The organism is Kocuria flava, from assembly GCF_001482365.1.
Taxonomy (GTDB): Bacteria; Actinomycetota; Actinomycetes; order Actinomycetales; family Micrococcaceae; genus Kocuria; species Kocuria flava.
On sequence record NZ_CP013254.1, the window covers coordinates 581,015 to 597,091 of the forward strand.

The following is a 16,077-nucleotide window of genomic DNA, read 5'->3' on the forward strand; positions in this document are numbered from 1 at the left end:
ATGCGAGGCGAGGCGAGCGATGACACAGTCCGCCGATTCCCAGGCACGGTCCCGTCCGCAGCCCGAGCTCAAGCGGGTGATGGGGCCCGGTCTGCTCCTGCTGTTCATCGTGGGCGACATCCTCGGCACGGGCGTCTACGCCCTCACCGGCAACATCGCCGGCGAGATCGGCGGCGCGGCATGGGCCCCGATCCTCGTGGCGTTCGTGGTCGCGACGATCACCGCGTTCTCCTACCTCGAGCTCGTCACCAAGTACCCGGGGGCCTCCGGCGCCGCGCTGTACACGCACAAGGCCTTCGGGATCCACTTCGTCACCTTCCTGGTGACCTTCGCCGTGCTCAGCTCCGGGCTGACCTCCGCCTCGACGGCGGCCTCGGCGGTGGCCTCCAACTTCGCCCGCGGCTTCGGCCTCGAGCCGGACACCACGACCGTCACCGTGATCGCCGTGGTCTTCATCGGGATCCTCGCCGCCATCAACATCCGCGGCGTGACGGAGGGCCTGGCCTTCAACGTGGTGCTGACGAGCATCGAGCTGACCGGTCTGCTCATCGTGATCCTCGTCGGCTTCTGGGCGGCCTTCCAGGGCCAGGCGGACTTCAGCCAGACGATGGTCTTCGAGACCTCGGAGGACAAAGGGATCTTCCTCGCCCTGACCGCCGTGACCTCCCTGGCGTTCTTCTCCTTCGTGGGCTTCGAGGACTCGGTGAACATGGTCGAGGAGACGAAGAACCCCAGCCGCGACTTCCCGCGGGTGATGCTCTTCGGCCTCGGGCTGACCGGCGTGATCTACATCCTCGTGTCGATCTTCACCGTGGCGGTCGTGCCGATCGGGGTGCTCGGGGAGTCGACGACCCCGCTGCTGGACATGGTCCGGATCGGCGCGCCGAACATCCCGATCGACACCATCTACCCCTTCCTCACGATCTTCGCGGTCGCCAACACCGCGCTGATCAACATGCTCATGGCCTCCCGCCTGCTCTACGGCATGGCGCGCCAGGGCGTGCTGCCCGACTTCCTCGGGCACGTGCTGCACGGCCGGCGCACCCCGTGGTCGTCCATCGTCTTCACGACCCTGCTCGCGATGGGCCTGATCGTCGTCATCAACAACCTCCTGGAGAGCGGGACCGCGAGCGCCCTCGGCGGCACCACGGCGCTGCTGCTGCTCGGGGTGTTCACCGTGGTCAACATCGCGGCGATCATCCTGCGCAAGGACACCGCACCGACGCACGACTACTTCCACGCCCCCAAGGTGCTCCCCTGGCTGGGCGCGATCACGTGCGCCTACCTCATCGGCCCGTGGGCCCAGGACCCGATCGAGTACCAGATCGCCGTGGTCCTGATCGGGATCGGCCTGGTCCTGTGGATCATCAACTTCCTCTACGACCGCCTGTTCCTCGGCCGCAAGGTGCGCTTCGAGCACCCCGAGGACCTCGCCCGCATGGAGGACGAGCCCGCGGACCGGGACCCCCACCGCGGGGCCTGACGCCGCACCCGACCCCGTCCACGCCGCGCCCGCACCCGAGGAGAGACCGTGACCATCGTCGTCGGATACATGCCCACCGCCCCCGGACACGCGGCCCTCGACGCCGCCATCCACGAGGCCGAGCGCCGCGGGACCGACCTCGTGGTCGTGCAGCCGCGGCCCAGGCGCCACCAGCCGCCGGAGGTCGTGGCGGACATCGACGTGGAGCAGGAGAAGCTGGCCCGCTCGGGGGTGCGCTACGAGCTGCGCCAGCCCGACCACGACAGCGACCCGGCGGACGTCATCCTCGACACCGCGCGGGAGCACGACGCGGAGCTGATCGTCCTGGGCCTGCGCCGCCGCTCACCGGTCGGCAAGATCATCATGGCGAGCACCGCCCAGCGCGTGCTGCTGGAGAGCCCCTGCCCCGTGCTGTGCGTCAAGGCCGTCTACGACTGATCCCCGGCACGCCCGAGGATTTTATTTCGGTTTCCGAAGCATTAGGATCGGGGCAGGTCCGTCCCAGGTCCCCGTGGCTTCCGCCGCGCCGCGCTCCGAAAGGCCGAACGATGCCCTCCTCCCCCGCTCCGGGCGCCCGCTCCGACACCGTGGGCGACGGGTCCGGCGCCCGGGCCGACGCCCGCCCCGGGCGCCCGGGCGACCGCTCCGGGCCCCGGGACGCCGCTTCCGGGGCGGACCGCTCCCCGGAAGGTCCGGGCGGGACCGAGCCCCCGCAGGGCCGCCACCGCGCCCGGCACCGGCACTGGCTGCGGATCCTCCTGCCGGCCCTGCTGATCGTGGGCTGGCTGGCGGTCGCCGGCGTCGGCGGGCCGTACTTCGGCAAGATCTCCGAGGTCTCCACCAACGACCAGTCGAGCTTCCTGCCCGAGTCCACCGAGTCCACCCGGGTGACGAACCTGCAGGGCGAGTTCCGCGACTCGGACGCCGTCCCGGCGATCGTGCTCCTCGTGCGCGAGGGCGGCCTGGAGGCCGGCGACCGGGCCTGGGCCGAGGAGCTCACCGCCGCCGTCTAGGAGGAGGGCCTCAGCGAGGGCGAGACCTCCCCGCCCCTCCCCTCCGAGGACGGGGACGCCCTGCAGATCGTCGTTCCCCTCGGGGACGGGGAGGTCGGCGAGGACGTCGAGGCGCTCACCGCCCTGCTCGAGGAGGACGCCCCCGAGGGGCTGCAGAGCTGGGTGACGGGCCCGGCCGGGTTCACCGCCGACCTCGTGGCCGGCTTCGAGGGCATCGACGGCCTGCTGCTGGGGGTCGCGCTCGCGGTCGTGTTCGTGATCCTGCTGGTCGTCTACCGCTCCCCCGTCCTGCCCGTCCTCGTCCTGCTCACCTCCGTCTTCGCCCTGAGCGCCGCGATCCTGGTGGTGTACTGGCTGGCCTCCGCGGAGCTCGTGACCATCAGCGGGCAGGTGCAGGGCATCCTGTTCATCCTCGTGGTGGGCGCGGCGACCGACTACTCGCTGCTGTACACGGCTCGCTACCGGGACGCGCTGCTGCACCACCGGAGCCGGACGGCGGCGACGCGCGCGGCGCTGCGCGGCACGGTCGAGCCGGTCGTCGCCTCGGGCGCCACGGTCATCGCCGGGCTGCTGTGCCTGCTGCTCTCCGACCTGGCCTCGAACAAGGCCCTCGGCCCCGTCGCCTCCGTGGGCATCGTGATGTCGATCCTCGCCGCCCTGACCTTCCTCCCTGCGGTGCTGTGGGCCACCGGCCGCGGCGCGTTCTGGCCCTTCCGCCCCCGCCACGACCCGGTGGGCGGGGACCGGGTGCGGGTGCTGGACCACGGCGCCGGCGGACGGCCCACGGTCGAGGGCAAGGGCCTGTGGGCCTCCGTGGCCCGCTTCGTGGCCCGGGCCCCGCGGGCCATCTGGATCGTCACGACCGCGGTGCTGGTCGTCCTGGCGGGCTTCGCCACCCAGTTCCAGGCCTCGGGCGTGGAGCAGAGCGAGCTGGTCCTCGGCGAGTCCCAGGCGCGGGACGGCCAGGAGGCCCTGGCCGAGCGCTTCCCGGGCGGCTCCGGCAGCCCTGCGGTCGTGCTGGTGCCCACCGGAGAGCTCGACGCCGCCGTCGACGCCGTGGAGGACACGGACGGGGTCGCGGACGTGGCCGTCGTGGCCGTCGACTCCCCCTCCGGCACGCTGCCCGTCGGGGAGGACGCCCCGCCGCCGGCGGGACCGTTCGCCGGGGTCGAGCCCACCGAGGCCCGGGGGCTCGTCCAGCTGCAGGCCACGCTCGAGGACGCGGCGGACTCGCCCGCCGCCGAGCAGACCGTGCGGGAGCTGCGGGCGAACCTCTCCGCGGTGGACGAGGGGATCCTCGTGGGCGGGACGACCGCCACGAACCTCGACACCAACGAGACCTCGATCGCCGACCGGACGCTGATCATCCCGGTGATCCTCGCGGTGATCACGCTGATCCTCATGCTGCTGCTGCGCTCGGTGCTGGCCCCGGTGCTGCTGGTGCTCACCACCGTGGTCTCCTTCTTCACGGCCCTGGGCGTCTCCGCCCTGGTGTTCAACCACGTGCTGGACCTGCCGGGCGCCGACCCCTCCGTGCCGCTGTTCGGCTTCGTCTTCCTCGTGGCGCTGGGCATCGACTACAACATCTTCCTGATGTCCCGGGTCCGGGAGGAGTCGCTCGTCCACGGCACCCGCGCCGGCATCCTGCGCGGGCTGACCCTCACGGGCGGGGTGATCACCTCGGCCGGCATCGTGCTCGCGGCGACCTTCGCGGCCCTCGCGGTCATCCCGATCATGTTCCTCGTCCAGTTGGCGTTCATCGTGGCCTTCGGCGTGCTGTTGGACGCCCTGATCGTGCGCTCACTGCTCGTGCCGGCCCTGACCTACGACGTCGGGCGCAGCATCTGGTGGCCGCTCCACCGCCGGATCGAGCCCTGAGGAGCACGTCGGACGGTTGTCCCGAACAGACAGCCAGCTTACGATTGAGGCTCCGCCTCCCGCCGGGAACGGCAGGCGCACCGCGCCGCGGCACCGGCCGGGCGGGACCGGCCCACCACAGCGCACGGAGGAGATCCCCATGAGCGACGAGCTGCACCCCCAGGACGAGCCGGGCCAGGAGCGCCCCCACCGCGCCCGGTGGCGGCGGGCCCTGGCCGTGGCGGTCCTGCCCGTGGCCGCCCTCGGCATGGCCGGGTGCGACAACACCGAGACCGACGAGGGCGAGCAGATCGAGCAGAGCCCCGCTCCCGAGCCGGACGACACCGAGGACACCGGCGGCGAGGAGACCGGCGCCGGCGACGGCGGGACCGGCACCGAGGAGGCCGAGGGCCCCACCGAGGGCGAACTGCCCTACGAGGACGACCAGCAGGAGGACGACCAGCAGGAGGGCGGCTCCGGCGCGGAGGACGACGACGGGAGCTGATCCGGCGGCACCACCGCTGCCGGGCGAGGTGGCCCGTCGTCGCCCCCGACGACGCGACCGGGCCCGGCACCGCCGCCCGGCACGGGTCACCGCCGCACGCGAAGGGGTCATCGACCGCGCCGCTCTCGGGGCGCGGATGCGAACCGCCCGCCCCGCGCCCGGCGCTCAGGCGGCGCTGCGGTCCTCGCGCCGGGCGACCACGGGAACCCTGTCGGTCCGGGGGTGCGCCGGCTCGGCCGGGGTTCCCGCGGGCTGCTCGGACTGCTCCGCGACCTGCTCGACGCCCTCCTGCTGCCAGCCGTAGCCGTAGGCCAGGGCGGGCACGAGGATGTTGGCGAGACCGCAGCCCACGGCCAGTCCGGCCCAGGCCACCGGGAAGGACGCGAGGACGTCGAGGGGGTAGTGGACCCCGAGGTAGAGCCGGGACCAGGCCACCACGGCGGCCGTGCCGAGCCCGGCGACGAGCAGCACCGGGGCCCGGCCGGAGCGGCGCATCGCCAGGCAGAAGGCCGCGGCGATCGCCACGGCGGCGCCGGTGTGCCCCGACGGGAAGGAGGTCAGTCCTTCCACGACGACCAGGGGCTCGGCGACGGGCACGGCCTCCGCCCCGGCCGCGGCGTCGGCCGGGAGCAGCGGCTCGGGCCGGGGCCTGCCGACGACGACCTTGAGCATGGCGACGGCGATCCAGCCGCACAGGGCGGTGACGGCGAAGCCGGCGGCGTCCCACGGGCGCCGCCGGCGCACGGCCAGCCACGCGGTGAGGGCGGCGAGCACGGCGAGGGCGCCGGGCGTGGAGAAGACGTGGTGGAGCGTCAGCGCGAGGGCGTCGAGAGCGCCCGTGCGGAGGATCTGCAGGCCTTCGATGACCTGGGCCTCGCGCGCGCCCACCTCGGGCGTGACCACGAGCATGCGCCCGACCGTCGCCGTGAGGAGCACGACGATGAGCGGGACGACGAGCCACTGGTGCAACTGGGGGAGGGACCAGGTGGAGCGGGCCGGCCGGGGGGAAGGATGCTGCGCCGGGTGTGCCATGCCCACCACGATGACACGGGCCACGTTCCCGTCACGGACGGCAGCGCGGGAGTCGCCCGGTTCCGGTGGATTTTCCGCCCCGGGAACCAGCGACCACTCAGAGGATGACAATTCATGAAGCTGTAGAGGCGTTCCCGACGCTTGCGTCTCGACGGGAGGTCGGGCAAGCCGCACTTCGGGGGACAAGGCGGATTCCGCAACCTGGAGGGGGCGACATCCACCGGAATGTCCTCGTTTCACGTGGAACGCGATGCGTATCATCCTGTCGGTCAACCGGAGAAGAGTGATGCAGCCGCGTCATGGAAGACCGCGGTCACCCCGGCCCGCTCCACCACTTCTGCCTCCGTGTCCCTTGAAAAGGGGACACGACGCTGCGCGACGGTCCACGACTAGACTGGGGCGCCACCAGCACATCGGCCGAGTTCCGGACCGCACCGACCGGCCCCGACCCGAGGAGCGCCCGTGTTCAGGAAGGACCCGGCCCGCAGGGCCCGCCCGGAGGTCTCGCAGGCCGAGGCGGCCCGCCACGTCGCGGACGGCGGGGTGGCCGTCTACTGGCGGCCCGGCTGCCCGTTCTGCAGCATGCTCGAGCGGGGCCTGGGCGAGGAGGCCGGCCGTGCGGTGTGGACGAACATCTGGGAGGACCGGGACGCCCTCGCCCACGTGGAGTCGCTCAACGACGGCAACGCGACCGTGCCCACCGTCGTGACCGCGGAGGAGCACTTCGTGGCCGCCTCCCCCGCGCAGGTCGCGGCGGCGAAGGCCCTGATCGCCGGGGCGCGCACGCACCCCTGAGCACGGACCCGGCCCCTCAGCGCAGGTCGAGGAACGCCCGCAGCTCGGCGAAGGCTTCGGGCACCACGGTGTAGTGGACCCACTTCCCCCGCTGCTCGCGGATCAGCAGCCCGGCGTCGACCAGCTTCTTCATGTGGTGGCTGACCGTGGGCTGGCTGATGCCCACCACCGCGGTCAGGTCGCACACGCAGACCGCATCGCACCCCTGGGCCGCGACGTGGGAGAGCAGCCGCAGACGGGTGGGGTCCGACAGCGCCTTGAGCCGCCCGGCGATCCGCTGCGCGTCATTCACCCCCACGGGCCCGCCCGAGAGCGAGCAGCACTCCGCACCCGGCGCGCCCGGGGCGCACTGGTCGGCGGCGGGAACCTGAGGAACGGGGGCGAGCGTCATGCCCCCATCCTACATTGACGGATGTCGATGTGACCCCTAGTGTTCCCGATAGATCATCGTCGATGCGAAGGACCGAGCCCGCCCATGAGCACCACCACCGCCCCCGCCCCGCACCAGGGGGTGATGAAGGACCTGTCCTTCCTCGACCGCTGGCTGCCCGTCTGGATCATCGCGGCCATGGTCGCCGGTCTGCTGCTGGGCCGCTTCGTCCCCGGCCTGAACACGGCCCTGGAAGCTGTGAAGATCGGGGAGGTGTCGGTGCCGATCGCGATCGGGCTTCTGGTGATGATGTACCCCGTCCTGGCCAAGGTCCGCTACGACGAGACCCACCGCGTGGCCGGGGACCGGCGCCTGATGGGGGCCTCCCTGGTGCTGAACTGGGTCGTGGGCCCGGCCCTGATGTTCGCCCTGGCCTGGATCCTCCTGCCCGACCTGCCCGAGTACCGCACCGGGCTCATCATCGTCGGGCTCGCCCGCTGCATCGCCATGGTGCTGATCTGGAACGACCTCGCCTGCGGGGACCGCGAGGCCGCCGCCGTGCTGGTGGCGATCAACTCCGTCTTCCAGGTGATCGCCTTCGGCGCCCTGGGCTGGTTCTACCTCCAGGTCCTGCCCGCGTGGCTGGGCCTGCCCACCACGTCGGCGGAGTTCTCCGTGTGGTCCATCGTGCTCTCCGTGCTGGTGTTCCTGGGCATCCCGCTGGTGGCCGGGTTCCTCACCCGCACCCTGGGCGAGCGGGTCAGGGGCCGCGACTGGTACGAGGCCACGTTCCTGCCGAAGCTGGGCCCGTGGGCCCTGTACGGGCTGCTGTTCACCATCGTGCTGCTCTTCGCCCTGCAGGGCGACGCGATCACCTCCAACCCCTGGGACGTCGCCCGGATCGCCCTGCCCCTGCTGGCCTACTTCTTCCTCATGTTCGGCATCGGCCTGCTCGCCTCCCGCGCGCTGGGCCTGAACTACGCGAAGTCCACGACCGTGGCCTTCACCGCCGCCGGCAACAACTTCGAGCTCGCCATCGCCGTGGCCATCGGCACCTTCGGAGTCACCTCCGGGCAGGCCCTGGCCGGGGTGGTCGGCCCGCTCATCGAGGTGCCCGTGCTCGTGGCCCTGGTCTACGTGTCCCTGTGGGCAGGCCGGACGCTCTTCCCCGGCGATGCCACCGTCCCCACCCGCTGACCGCCGACGGCACTGCTCCGCCCCTCCCCTCCCGACAGAACGGATGATCCCGATGGCTGCTGAGCCCACTTCCGGAACCACGGACAAGCCCTCAGTGCTGTTCGTGTGCGTGCACAACGCCGGGCGGTCCCAGATGGCCGCCGCCTACCTCACCCACCTCTCCGGCGGGCGGATCGAGGTCCGCTCGGCCGGTTCCGCCCCGGCCGATGCCGTCAACCCGGCCGCCGTGGAGGCCATGGCCGAGGAGGGCATCGACATCAGCGCCCAGACCCCGAAGATCCTCACCGACACGGCGGTGCAGGACTCCGACGTGGTGATCACCATGGGCTGCGGGGACGCCTGCCCGTTCTACCCGGGCAAGCGCTACGAGGACTGGGTCCTGGAGGACCCGGCCGGCAAGGGCGTGGCGGCCGTCCGGCCCATCCGCGACGAGATCAGGGCCCGCATCCAGGCGCTGATCGCCGAGCTGCTGCCCGCCGGCACCGCCAGGAGCTGAGGCGGACCGCACGATGACCGGAACCGCAGGGGCCGCCGAGCTGCCCGTCGTCGTCATCGGCGCCGGCCCCGTCGGCCTGGCCGCCGCCGCGCACCTGCTCGAGCGCGGACTCGCCCCCCTGGTCCTCGAGGCGGGCCCCGCGGCGGGGGCCGCGGTCCGGCAGTGGGGACACGTCCGGCTGTTCTCCCCGTGGCGCCACGACGTCGACGCCGCGGCCGCACGGCTGCTGGCGAGCCGGGGATGGACCGCTCCGGATCCCGAGGCGCTGCCGACCGGCGCCGAGCTGGTGGAGCAGTACCTGCAGCCCCTCGCCACCGTCCTGTCGGGGCGCCTCCGCACCGGGGTCCGCGTCGTCGCCGTCTCCCGGACCGGCCTCGACAGGACCCGCACCGCGGGCCGGGCGCAGACCCCGTTCCTGGTCCGCGTCCAGCACGCCGGCGGGACCGTGGAGGATCTCGAGGCGTCGGCGGTGATCGACGCCTCCGGTACCTGGGCGAGGCCCAATCCGCTGGGGCAGGCCGGTCTGCCGGCCCCGGGCGAGGCCGAGGCCGTGACCGCCGGGCGGATCACCGCCCCGCTGCCCGACGTCACGGGCCGGGACCGGGACCGGTTCGCCGGCCGCCGCGTGCTCGTGGTCGGCGCCGGGCACTCCGCGGCCACCACCCTGCTCGAGCTCGGCGCCCTGGCCGAGCAGGAGCCGGGCACCCGCATCTGCTGGGCCGTCCGCACGGCCGACGTCACCCGGGTCTACGGCGGGGAGGACCGCGACGAGCTGGCCGCCCGGGGTGCGCTGGGCACCCGGCTGCGCCGGCTCGTGGAGTCCGGCACGATCCGGGTGCACCCCTCCTTCGTCATCACCGGCTTCGGCACGGACGACGACGGCCTGACCGTGCGCGCCACGACTCCCACCGGGGACGAGGAGCTCACCGTGGACCTGCTGGTCCCGGCGACCGGGTTCCGCCCCGACCTCGCGATGCTCGCGGAGCTGCGCCTGGAACTGGACCCGGCCGTGGAGGCCCCGCGCCGGCTGGGACCCCTCATCGACCCGGAGTTCCACTCCTGCGGCTCCGTCGCCCCGCACGGGGAGACGCTGCTGGCCCACCCGGAGACCGGGTTCTACCTCGTGGGCACGAAGTCCTACGGGCGGGCTCCGACGTTCCTGCTGGCCACCGGCTACGAGCAGGTCCGCTCCATCGCCGCGGCCCTGGCCGGGGACCGGGACGCCGCCGACGACGTGCAGCTGGTGCTGCCCGAGACCGGGGTGTGCTCCACCGACCTCGGCGGCTCCTGCGACCTTCCGCCACCGGGCGTGGACGAGCAGGGCTGCTGCGCCCCGGTTGCCGCACAGGAGCCGGTTGCTGCCTGTCGCCCCGGGCCCCAGCCGGTCACCATCGGGGCCGCCCCGTTCCTGCCGTCCTCGTCCTGCTGCTGAGCGCATGGCGCACCGGACGGACGTGGTGGTCGGCACGGGTCGGCCCCTGCAGCGCCGACCGGGCGCCCTCTTGTCTTCGACCTCCGAAGGACAACTACAATCAAGAACCAGGACCGCGTTCGACGCTGAAGGAGAGCTGGCATGTCCGCACCACCGGGCGCCGACCCCCGCCCCGGCTCGCAGAGCTCCCTGCGCAGCGCCAACCAGCAGCGGGTGCTCGAGACCGTCCGCCGCCACGGCGGCCTGACGCAGGCGCAGATCTCCCGCCGGACGGCGCTGGCGCCCTCCACCGTGTCGAACATCGTGCACGAGCTCATCGGGGCCGGCCTGCTCGTGATGGAGGCCGACCACGCCGGCCGGCGCGGGCAGCTCATCACCTTCCGCGGCTCGGCGGGCCACGTCCTGGGCGTCGACGTCGGCCACCGCCACGCGACCGTGGCCGTGGCCGACCTCAACCAGCGGATCCTCGCCCAGCGCCGCCACGACCTGCCCGAGGGCCACCGCTTCGACGAGGACCTCCGGCTCGTCGACCACTCCCTGCAGCGGCTGCTCGAGGAGATCGGCGTCCCCCGCTCCGGGGTGCTGGCGGGCGGTCTGACGGTGCCCGCCCCCGTGGACCTCGAGGGCCGGGTGATCAGCGCCGGGGCGATCCTGCCCGCGTGGAGCGGCATCGACGTGCGCGCCGAGGCCTCGGCGCTGCTGGGGCTGCCCGTCGTCGTCGAGAACGACGCCGACGCGGGTGCCCTCGGCGAGCACACGTGGGGCGCCGGGCGCGGCACCCGGCACATGGCCTACCTCAAGCTGGGCCACGGCGTGGGCTCGGGCCTGGTCCTCGACGGGCGGCTCTACCGGGGGGCGACCGGCTCCGCCGGGGAGATCGGCCACTCCACGGTCGACGAGCGCGGGCGGCTGTGCCGGTGCGGCAACCGCGGCTGCCTCGAGACGTTCGTGTCCTCGGACGAGGTCGTGCACCTGCTGGCCGGCACCCACGGACCGGACCTGACCCTGGCGGACGTCGTCGACGCCGCGCTGGCCGGCGACGTCGGCTGCGCGCGCGTCATCGGCGACACCGGCCGCACCCTGGGCGTCACGGTGGCCAACCTGTGCAACACCCTCAACCCGGAGCTCGTGGTGGTCGGCGGCGAGCTCGCCCGGTCCGGGGAGCTGCTGCTGGGCCCGCTGCGCGAGATCGTGGGCCGCTACGGGGTGCGCGGGGCCGTGCGCGAGCTGCGGATCGAGCCCGCCCGGCTCGGCCTCCAGGCCCACGTGGCCGGCGCCGTGATCGTGGCGCTCCAGCACGCGGAGCTGCCGGTGGGACCGCCGCGGGACTGAGCGTCCCGCTCCGTCATCGTGTTCGACCAATGGACACAACGGGGGCGGGAGCCCTAGTGTTGTCCGCATCACCAGAAGCCCTCGGCGCCAGTGGGACCTCCCGCTCCCGGGTGGTGCGGCACCCGGGGACCCCGGGACCGTGCCGACCCCGGCACGGCCGGCCGAACCTCTCCACCAGCAAGGGAGCTGCGCGATGAGCCACGACCCCTCCACCACGGGCGTCGCCGAGCGTCCGAACAAGTCCGCAGTCCTGCGGATCAGCATCATCGCCGCCTTCGGCGGCTTCCTCTTCGGCTACGACTCCGCCGTGATCAACGGCGCGGTCTCGGCCATCCAGGAGGAGTTCGGCGTCAGCCCGGGCCCCCTGGGCTTCGCCGTGGCCTCGGCCCTGCTCGGCGCCGCCGCCGGCGCGTTCTTCGGCGGCCGGATCGCCGACCGGCTCGGGCGTGTGCCCGTCATGAAGATCGCCGCGGTGCTCTTCCTCGTCAGCGCGATCGGCTGCGGCGTGGTCGAGAGCTTCGAGTGGCTGATCTTCTGGCGCGTCGTCGGCGGCGTGGGCGTGGGTGTGGCCTCGATCATCGCCCCGGCCTACATCGCCGAGATCGCCCCCGCCTCCGTGCGCGGGCGCCTCGGGTCGCTGCAGCAGATGGGCATCGTGCTCGGCATCTTCATCTCCCTGGCCGTGGACGCGTGGCTGGCGGCCCTCGCCGGCGGCTCCGGCGAGCCCCTGTGGTGGGGCCTCGAGGCCTGGCGGTGGATGTTCATGGCCGAGGCCGTGCCCGCCCTGGCCTACCTGATCGGCGCGTTCACCATCCCCGAGTCCCCCCGCTACCTCGTGGCCGAGGGCCGCGCGGACGAGGCCCGCGCCGTGCTGACCGACCTGCAGGGCGAGGCCTCCGCGACCGAGCGCGTGCGCCTGATCCAGCAGACCCTGCGCACCGAGCGCAAGCCGCGGATGTCCGACCTCAAGGGCCGGATGGCCGGGCTGAAGCCCATCGTGTGGGTCGGCATCGGCCTCGCCGCCCTGCAGCAGTTCGTGGGCATCAACGTGATCTTCTACTACTCCAACGTGCTGTGGCAGTCGGTGGGCTTCACCGAGGCGGACTCGTTCACGATCACCGTGATCACCTCCGTGACCAACGTGGTCGTCACCGTGGTGGCGATCGCCCTGGTCGAGCGCGTCGGGCGCCGCCGGCTGCTGCTCATCGGCTCCGGCGGCATGACCCTGATGCTCGGCACGCTCGCGGTGATCTTCGCGACCGCCCCGCTCGTGGACGGCGCCCCCGTGCTCGGCCCGACCGCCGGCCCGGTCGCGCTGGTGGCCGCCAACCTCTTCGTGGTCTTCTTCGGCGTCTCGTGGGGCCCCATGATGTGGGTGCTCCTCGGCGAGATGTTCCCGAACCAGATCCGCGGGGCCGCCCTGGCCGTCGCCGGCTTCGTGCAGTGGATCGCCAACTGGGTCGTGACCGTGACCTTCCCGGCCCTCGCGGCGGCCTCCCTGGGCCTGGCCTACGGCCTCTACGCGTTCTTCGCCCTGGTCTCGCTGCTGTTCACGATCCGGATGGTCCGCGAGACCACCGGCATCGAGCTCGAGGACATGGCCGACTGACCGCACCCGGGACCGACGACGGCGGGCCGCGACCTCCTGCAGGAGGTCGCGGCCCGCCGTCGTCCGCCGTGGCGCAGGTCACGCGAGACCCGCCGCGGGGCGGCCGGACTCACCGCGGCGGACCGGACGCGTGCGGCAATCTTTACCCCGACGTGACCCCCGCCGCACGGAATCGGCGCGCCGTCGGGTATTTTCGAGGGCGACGACGGCGCGCCGGATGATCTCCGGTGCGCCGTCCCACGATCTCGCGGGGCCGCCGTGCGACGGCCGGCCACGCTCCCTCCCCACTTTTTCAACGGCGAAAAGGATCCACCGATGACCCAGACCACTGCGCTCCCCGCGCACTCCGACTCCGCTCCCGCCCGCAAGTCCGCCGGCCACGTGATCGTGGACAGCCTGGTGGCCCACGGGGTGGAGCGCACCTACGTGGTGCCCGGGGAGTCCTACCTGGACGTGCTCGACGGGCTGCACGACTCGGTGATCGACACGGTCGTGTGCCGCCACGAGGGCGGGGCGGCCTACATGGCCGAGGCCGACGGGAAGATGACCCCGGTCCCCGGGGTGGCGATGGTCACCCGCGGGCCCGGAGCGGCCAACGCCCACGTGGGCCTGCACACCGCCTGGCAGGACTCCACCCCGATGGTGCTGTTCGTCGGGCTGATCCCCTTCGAGCACCGCGACCGCGAGGCCTTCCAGGAGTTCGACCCGCACGCCTGGTTCGACTCCGGGGCCAAGCGCGTGATGGTCCTCGACCACGCCGAGCGGGCCTCCGAGATCGTGGCCGAGGCGTTCTTCGCCGCCAGCTCCGGCCGCCCCGGGCCCGTGGTCGTGGGCCTGCCCGAGGACATCATCAAGCACGAGATCGACGCGACCCTGCACCCGCCGATCCCCGTGGCCACCGGCGGGATGACCGTCAACGACTGGAAGGCGCTGCGCGACGCGCTCTCGGCGGCCGAGAAGCCCCTGTTCGTCACCGGCGGCAACGACTGGACGACCGCCGGGGCCGAGGGGCTGACGCGGTGGCTGGAGGAGCACCACCTGCCGGCCGCGGCCGAGTGGCGCACCGAGGGCACCGTGCCCTTCGACTCGGACTCCTACGTGGGCCCGATCGGCTACGGCCGCCCGAAGCCCACCCACGACCTGCTGGAGGAGACCGACCTGCTGGTCTTCGTGGGCACCGTGCCCGGGGACGTGATCACCAACGGCTTCCTGGTCCGCCAGGACTGGGCGAAGAAGAACTTCCTGGTCACCATCGACCCGTCCCTGCGCGGGCGCTCGGGCCCGGTCTCCTACCAGATCGTGGCCAAGCCCGACGTGTTCGTGCGCGACCTGGTGCGCATCGACCTGCCGGTCAAGGACGGGTGGAAGGAGTGGACCGCCCGGCTGCGCGCCCAGCAGGTCGCCTTCTCCACCCCCACCGCCACCGTCGGGGACGGCCCGGCGCGGATGGACACCATGATGGCCGAGCTCGTCAAGGGCCTGCCCGCCGATGCGATGGTGACCTTCGGGGCCGGTGAGCACACCAACTGGGCCCACCGCTACTTCCCCACCCGCGGCTACGCCTCGATGATCTCGGCCCGCAACGGCTCGATGGGCTACTCCGTGCCCTCCGCGGTGGCCGCCTCCCTGCGCTACCCCGGCCGGCGGGTCGTGACCATCGCCGGCGACGGGGAGTTCCTGATGAACGGCCAGGAGCTGGCCACCGCCGCCCAGTACGGGGCCACCCCGCTGGTGATCGTGATGGACAACCAGGAGTACGGCACGATCCGCACCCACCAGGAGCGCGACTACCCGCACCGGGTCTCGGGCACCCAGCTGGCCAATCCCGACTTCGCGCTGATGGCCGCCTCCTTCGGCGGGTTCGGGGTGCGGGTGGAGAACGACGCCGAGATCCCCGCCGCGCTCGAGGCCGCCCGGAAGGCCATCGACGAGCAGGGCCGCTTCGCGCTGATCCACCTGATCGTCGAGCAGCGCACCAAGGCCTACTGACCGGTCGCCGGGCGGGGCGCACCGGGTGCGCCCCGCCCGGCGAGGAGCACGGTGCGGTGCGGCCGGCGGTGGTGGAGCCGGGGTGCGCGTAGCAGACTGGGCGGGTGCAGACCTTCCTCCCCTACCCCGACTTCGCCCGCTCCGCGCGCGCCCTCGACCGCCGCCGGCTCGGCAAGCAGCGGGTGGAGACCCTCCAGGTGCTGCGCGCCGCGACCGTGCCCGGCTACGGCTGGTGGCGGCACCCGGCGACCGCGATGTGGTCCCATCACGTCCCGGCCCTCGTCGCCTACGGGCGGGCGATGGTCGACGAGTGGACCGCCCGCGGCGGGGCCGACAGCACCGGGTGGCAGATCCGCGAGTTCGCCCCCGGCGCGTGGGACCGGTGGCCCGAGGACGGCGTGGCCGAGCCGCCACCGTGGCTGGGCGACGACGCGCTGCACCGCTCGCACCGGTCGAACCTGCTGCGCAAGGACGAGCAGTTCTACCGGTCCGTGTTCCCCGGGGACCCGGCGGGGCTCGACTACGTCTGGCCCGAGCCCGGCGACCGCACACCCCCGGCGGAGCCGCCGCCGGGCGAGCGCGCGTGGGTGCTCGCCGCCGGGACGCACGCGGCGGCCGACGGTGCCGTCCTCGTGCCCTTCCGCGCCCCCGAGGGGGTCCGCGAGAGCCACTGGGCCGCCGCCCTCGAGCGCCTCGAGCAGGAGCCCGCGGAGGGGGAGCCGGTGCTGCTGCTCCACGGTCCGCCGGGGCCGGAGCAGGTCGTGGAGCAGGCGGTGCTCGCGGAGAACGTCCACCACGCGGTGGCGGGCTTCTCCCTCGAGCTCGAGCGGACCGGCCGGGGTCCGCGCCGGCTGCTGAGGGCGCCCGCGCGACTGCAGTCCCCGCGCCCGCTCTTCGCCGTGCCGGCCGCCGACGTCCTCGCCGGGCCGGGCCCGGAGGAGCCGGCGGAGCACTGACCCGGCCGCCG

13 protein-coding genes and 1 pseudogene are annotated in these 16,077 nt (G+C 73.3%); 12 read left to right on the plus strand and 2 right to left on the minus strand.

Annotation, left to right across the window (positions count from 1 at the left end; genetic code table 11):
- Positions 1 to 19 precede the first annotated feature (19 nt).
- From AS188_RS02715 to AS188_RS02730, 4 genes and pseudogenes are all read left to right on the plus strand, one after another.
- Positions 20 to 1,483, plus strand: a complete 1,464-nt coding sequence (locus AS188_RS02715) for an APC family permease (RefSeq protein WP_058857549.1) — start codon at positions 20 to 22, stop codon at positions 1,481 to 1,483.
- A 48-nt stretch (positions 1,484 to 1,531) separates the two neighbouring features.
- Entirely contained in the window at positions 1,532 to 1,921 is a 390-nt protein-coding gene (locus AS188_RS02720; RefSeq protein ID WP_058857550.1) for a universal stress protein, read from the plus strand.
- Positions 1,922 to 2,229: 308 nt separating this feature from the next.
- Positions 2,230 to 4,374: pseudogene (locus tag AS188_RS02725) on the plus strand (MMPL family transporter).
- Between the two features lie 139 nt (positions 4,375 to 4,513).
- Entirely contained in the window at positions 4,514 to 4,858 is a 345-nt protein-coding gene (locus AS188_RS02730; RefSeq protein ID WP_058857551.1) for a hypothetical protein, read from the plus strand.
- Between the two features lie 165 nt (positions 4,859 to 5,023).
- Here AS188_RS02730 and AS188_RS02735 read toward each other — a convergent pair whose 3' ends face one another.
- Positions 5,024 to 5,827 carry a phosphatase PAP2 family protein gene (locus tag AS188_RS02735; protein ID WP_236945032.1) on the minus strand — a complete coding sequence of 268 codons (804 nt, stop codon included), beginning with the start codon at positions 5,825 to 5,827 and terminating at the stop codon, positions 5,024 to 5,026.
- A gap of 525 nt (positions 5,828 to 6,352) precedes the next feature.
- On the opposite strand from AS188_RS02735, the gene AS188_RS02740 reads away from it, so the two are divergent.
- Positions 6,353 to 6,685 (plus strand): glutaredoxin domain-containing protein, encoded by a 333-nt coding sequence (locus AS188_RS02740; protein WP_058857552.1) that lies wholly within the window; start codon positions 6,353 to 6,355, stop codon positions 6,683 to 6,685.
- Between the two features lie 16 nt (positions 6,686 to 6,701).
- Here AS188_RS02740 and AS188_RS02745 read toward each other — a convergent pair whose 3' ends face one another.
- On the minus strand, positions 6,702 to 7,076 hold the full coding sequence (locus AS188_RS02745) for an ArsR/SmtB family transcription factor (RefSeq protein WP_058857553.1): 375 nt from the start codon (positions 7,074 to 7,076) through the stop codon (positions 6,702 to 6,704).
- A gap of 84 nt (positions 7,077 to 7,160) precedes the next feature.
- Between AS188_RS02745 and arsB the strand changes: the two genes are divergently transcribed.
- The 7 genes from arsB (at position 7,161) to AS188_RS02780 (ending at position 16,066) form a co-directional block, all read left to right on the plus strand.
- The gene (arsB, locus tag AS188_RS02750) at positions 7,161 to 8,252 is read left to right on the plus strand and encodes an ACR3 family arsenite efflux transporter (protein WP_058857554.1); all 1,092 of its coding nucleotides are present in this window, start codon (positions 7,161 to 7,163) and stop codon (positions 8,250 to 8,252) included.
- A gap of 52 nt (positions 8,253 to 8,304) precedes the next feature.
- Positions 8,305 to 8,748 (plus strand): arsenate reductase ArsC, encoded by a 444-nt coding sequence (locus AS188_RS02755; RefSeq protein WP_058857555.1) that lies wholly within the window; start codon positions 8,305 to 8,307, stop codon positions 8,746 to 8,748.
- Between the two features lie 13 nt (positions 8,749 to 8,761).
- Entirely contained in the window at positions 8,762 to 10,180 is a 1,419-nt protein-coding gene (locus AS188_RS02760) for an FAD-dependent oxidoreductase (RefSeq protein WP_083529200.1), read from the plus strand.
- A gap of 141 nt (positions 10,181 to 10,321) precedes the next feature.
- A complete protein-coding gene (locus tag AS188_RS02765; RefSeq protein WP_058857556.1) occupies positions 10,322 to 11,512 on the plus strand; it encodes an ROK family transcriptional regulator in 1,191 nt (396 codons plus the stop codon).
- 193 nt (positions 11,513 to 11,705) lie between these two features.
- Positions 11,706 to 13,121 carry a sugar porter family MFS transporter gene (locus AS188_RS02770; RefSeq protein ID WP_058857557.1) on the plus strand — a complete coding sequence of 472 codons (1,416 nt, stop codon included), beginning with the start codon at positions 11,706 to 11,708 and terminating at the stop codon, positions 13,119 to 13,121.
- A 315-nt stretch (positions 13,122 to 13,436) separates the two neighbouring features.
- Complete coding sequence (locus AS188_RS02775) at positions 13,437 to 15,110, plus strand: thiamine pyrophosphate-dependent enzyme (RefSeq protein ID WP_058857558.1); 1,674 nt, start codon at positions 13,437 to 13,439, stop codon at positions 15,108 to 15,110.
- A gap of 104 nt (positions 15,111 to 15,214) precedes the next feature.
- A complete protein-coding gene (locus AS188_RS02780; protein WP_058857559.1) occupies positions 15,215 to 16,066 on the plus strand; it encodes an MSMEG_6728 family protein in 852 nt (283 codons plus the stop codon).
- Positions 16,067 to 16,077: the final 11 nt, after the last annotated feature.

Excerpts from the sequence above, each read along its gene's own strand:
- AS188_RS02745 (WP_058857553.1), bottom strand. The coding sequence starts at position 7,076 with ATGACGCTCGCCCCCGTTCCTCAGGTTCCCGCCGCCGACCAGTGCGCC.
- AS188_RS02715 (WP_058857549.1), top strand. The coding sequence starts at position 20 with ATGACACAGTCCGCCGATTCCCAGGCACGGTCCCGTCCGCAGCCCGAG.
- AS188_RS02765 (WP_058857556.1), top strand. The coding sequence starts at position 10,322 with ATGTCCGCACCACCGGGCGCCGACCCCCGCCCCGGCTCGCAGAGCTCC.
- AS188_RS02760 (WP_083529200.1), top strand. The coding sequence starts at position 8,762 with ATGACCGGAACCGCAGGGGCCGCCGAGCTGCCCGTCGTCGTCATCGGC.
- AS188_RS02775 (WP_058857558.1), top strand. The coding sequence starts at position 13,437 with ATGACCCAGACCACTGCGCTCCCCGCGCACTCCGACTCCGCTCCCGCC.
- AS188_RS02730 (WP_058857551.1), top strand. The coding sequence starts at position 4,514 with ATGAGCGACGAGCTGCACCCCCAGGACGAGCCGGGCCAGGAGCGCCCC.
- AS188_RS02770 (WP_058857557.1), top strand. The coding sequence starts at position 11,706 with ATGAGCCACGACCCCTCCACCACGGGCGTCGCCGAGCGTCCGAACAAG.
- arsB (WP_058857554.1), top strand. The coding sequence starts at position 7,161 with ATGAGCACCACCACCGCCCCCGCCCCGCACCAGGGGGTGATGAAGGAC.
- AS188_RS02755 (WP_058857555.1), top strand. The coding sequence starts at position 8,305 with ATGGCTGCTGAGCCCACTTCCGGAACCACGGACAAGCCCTCAGTGCTG.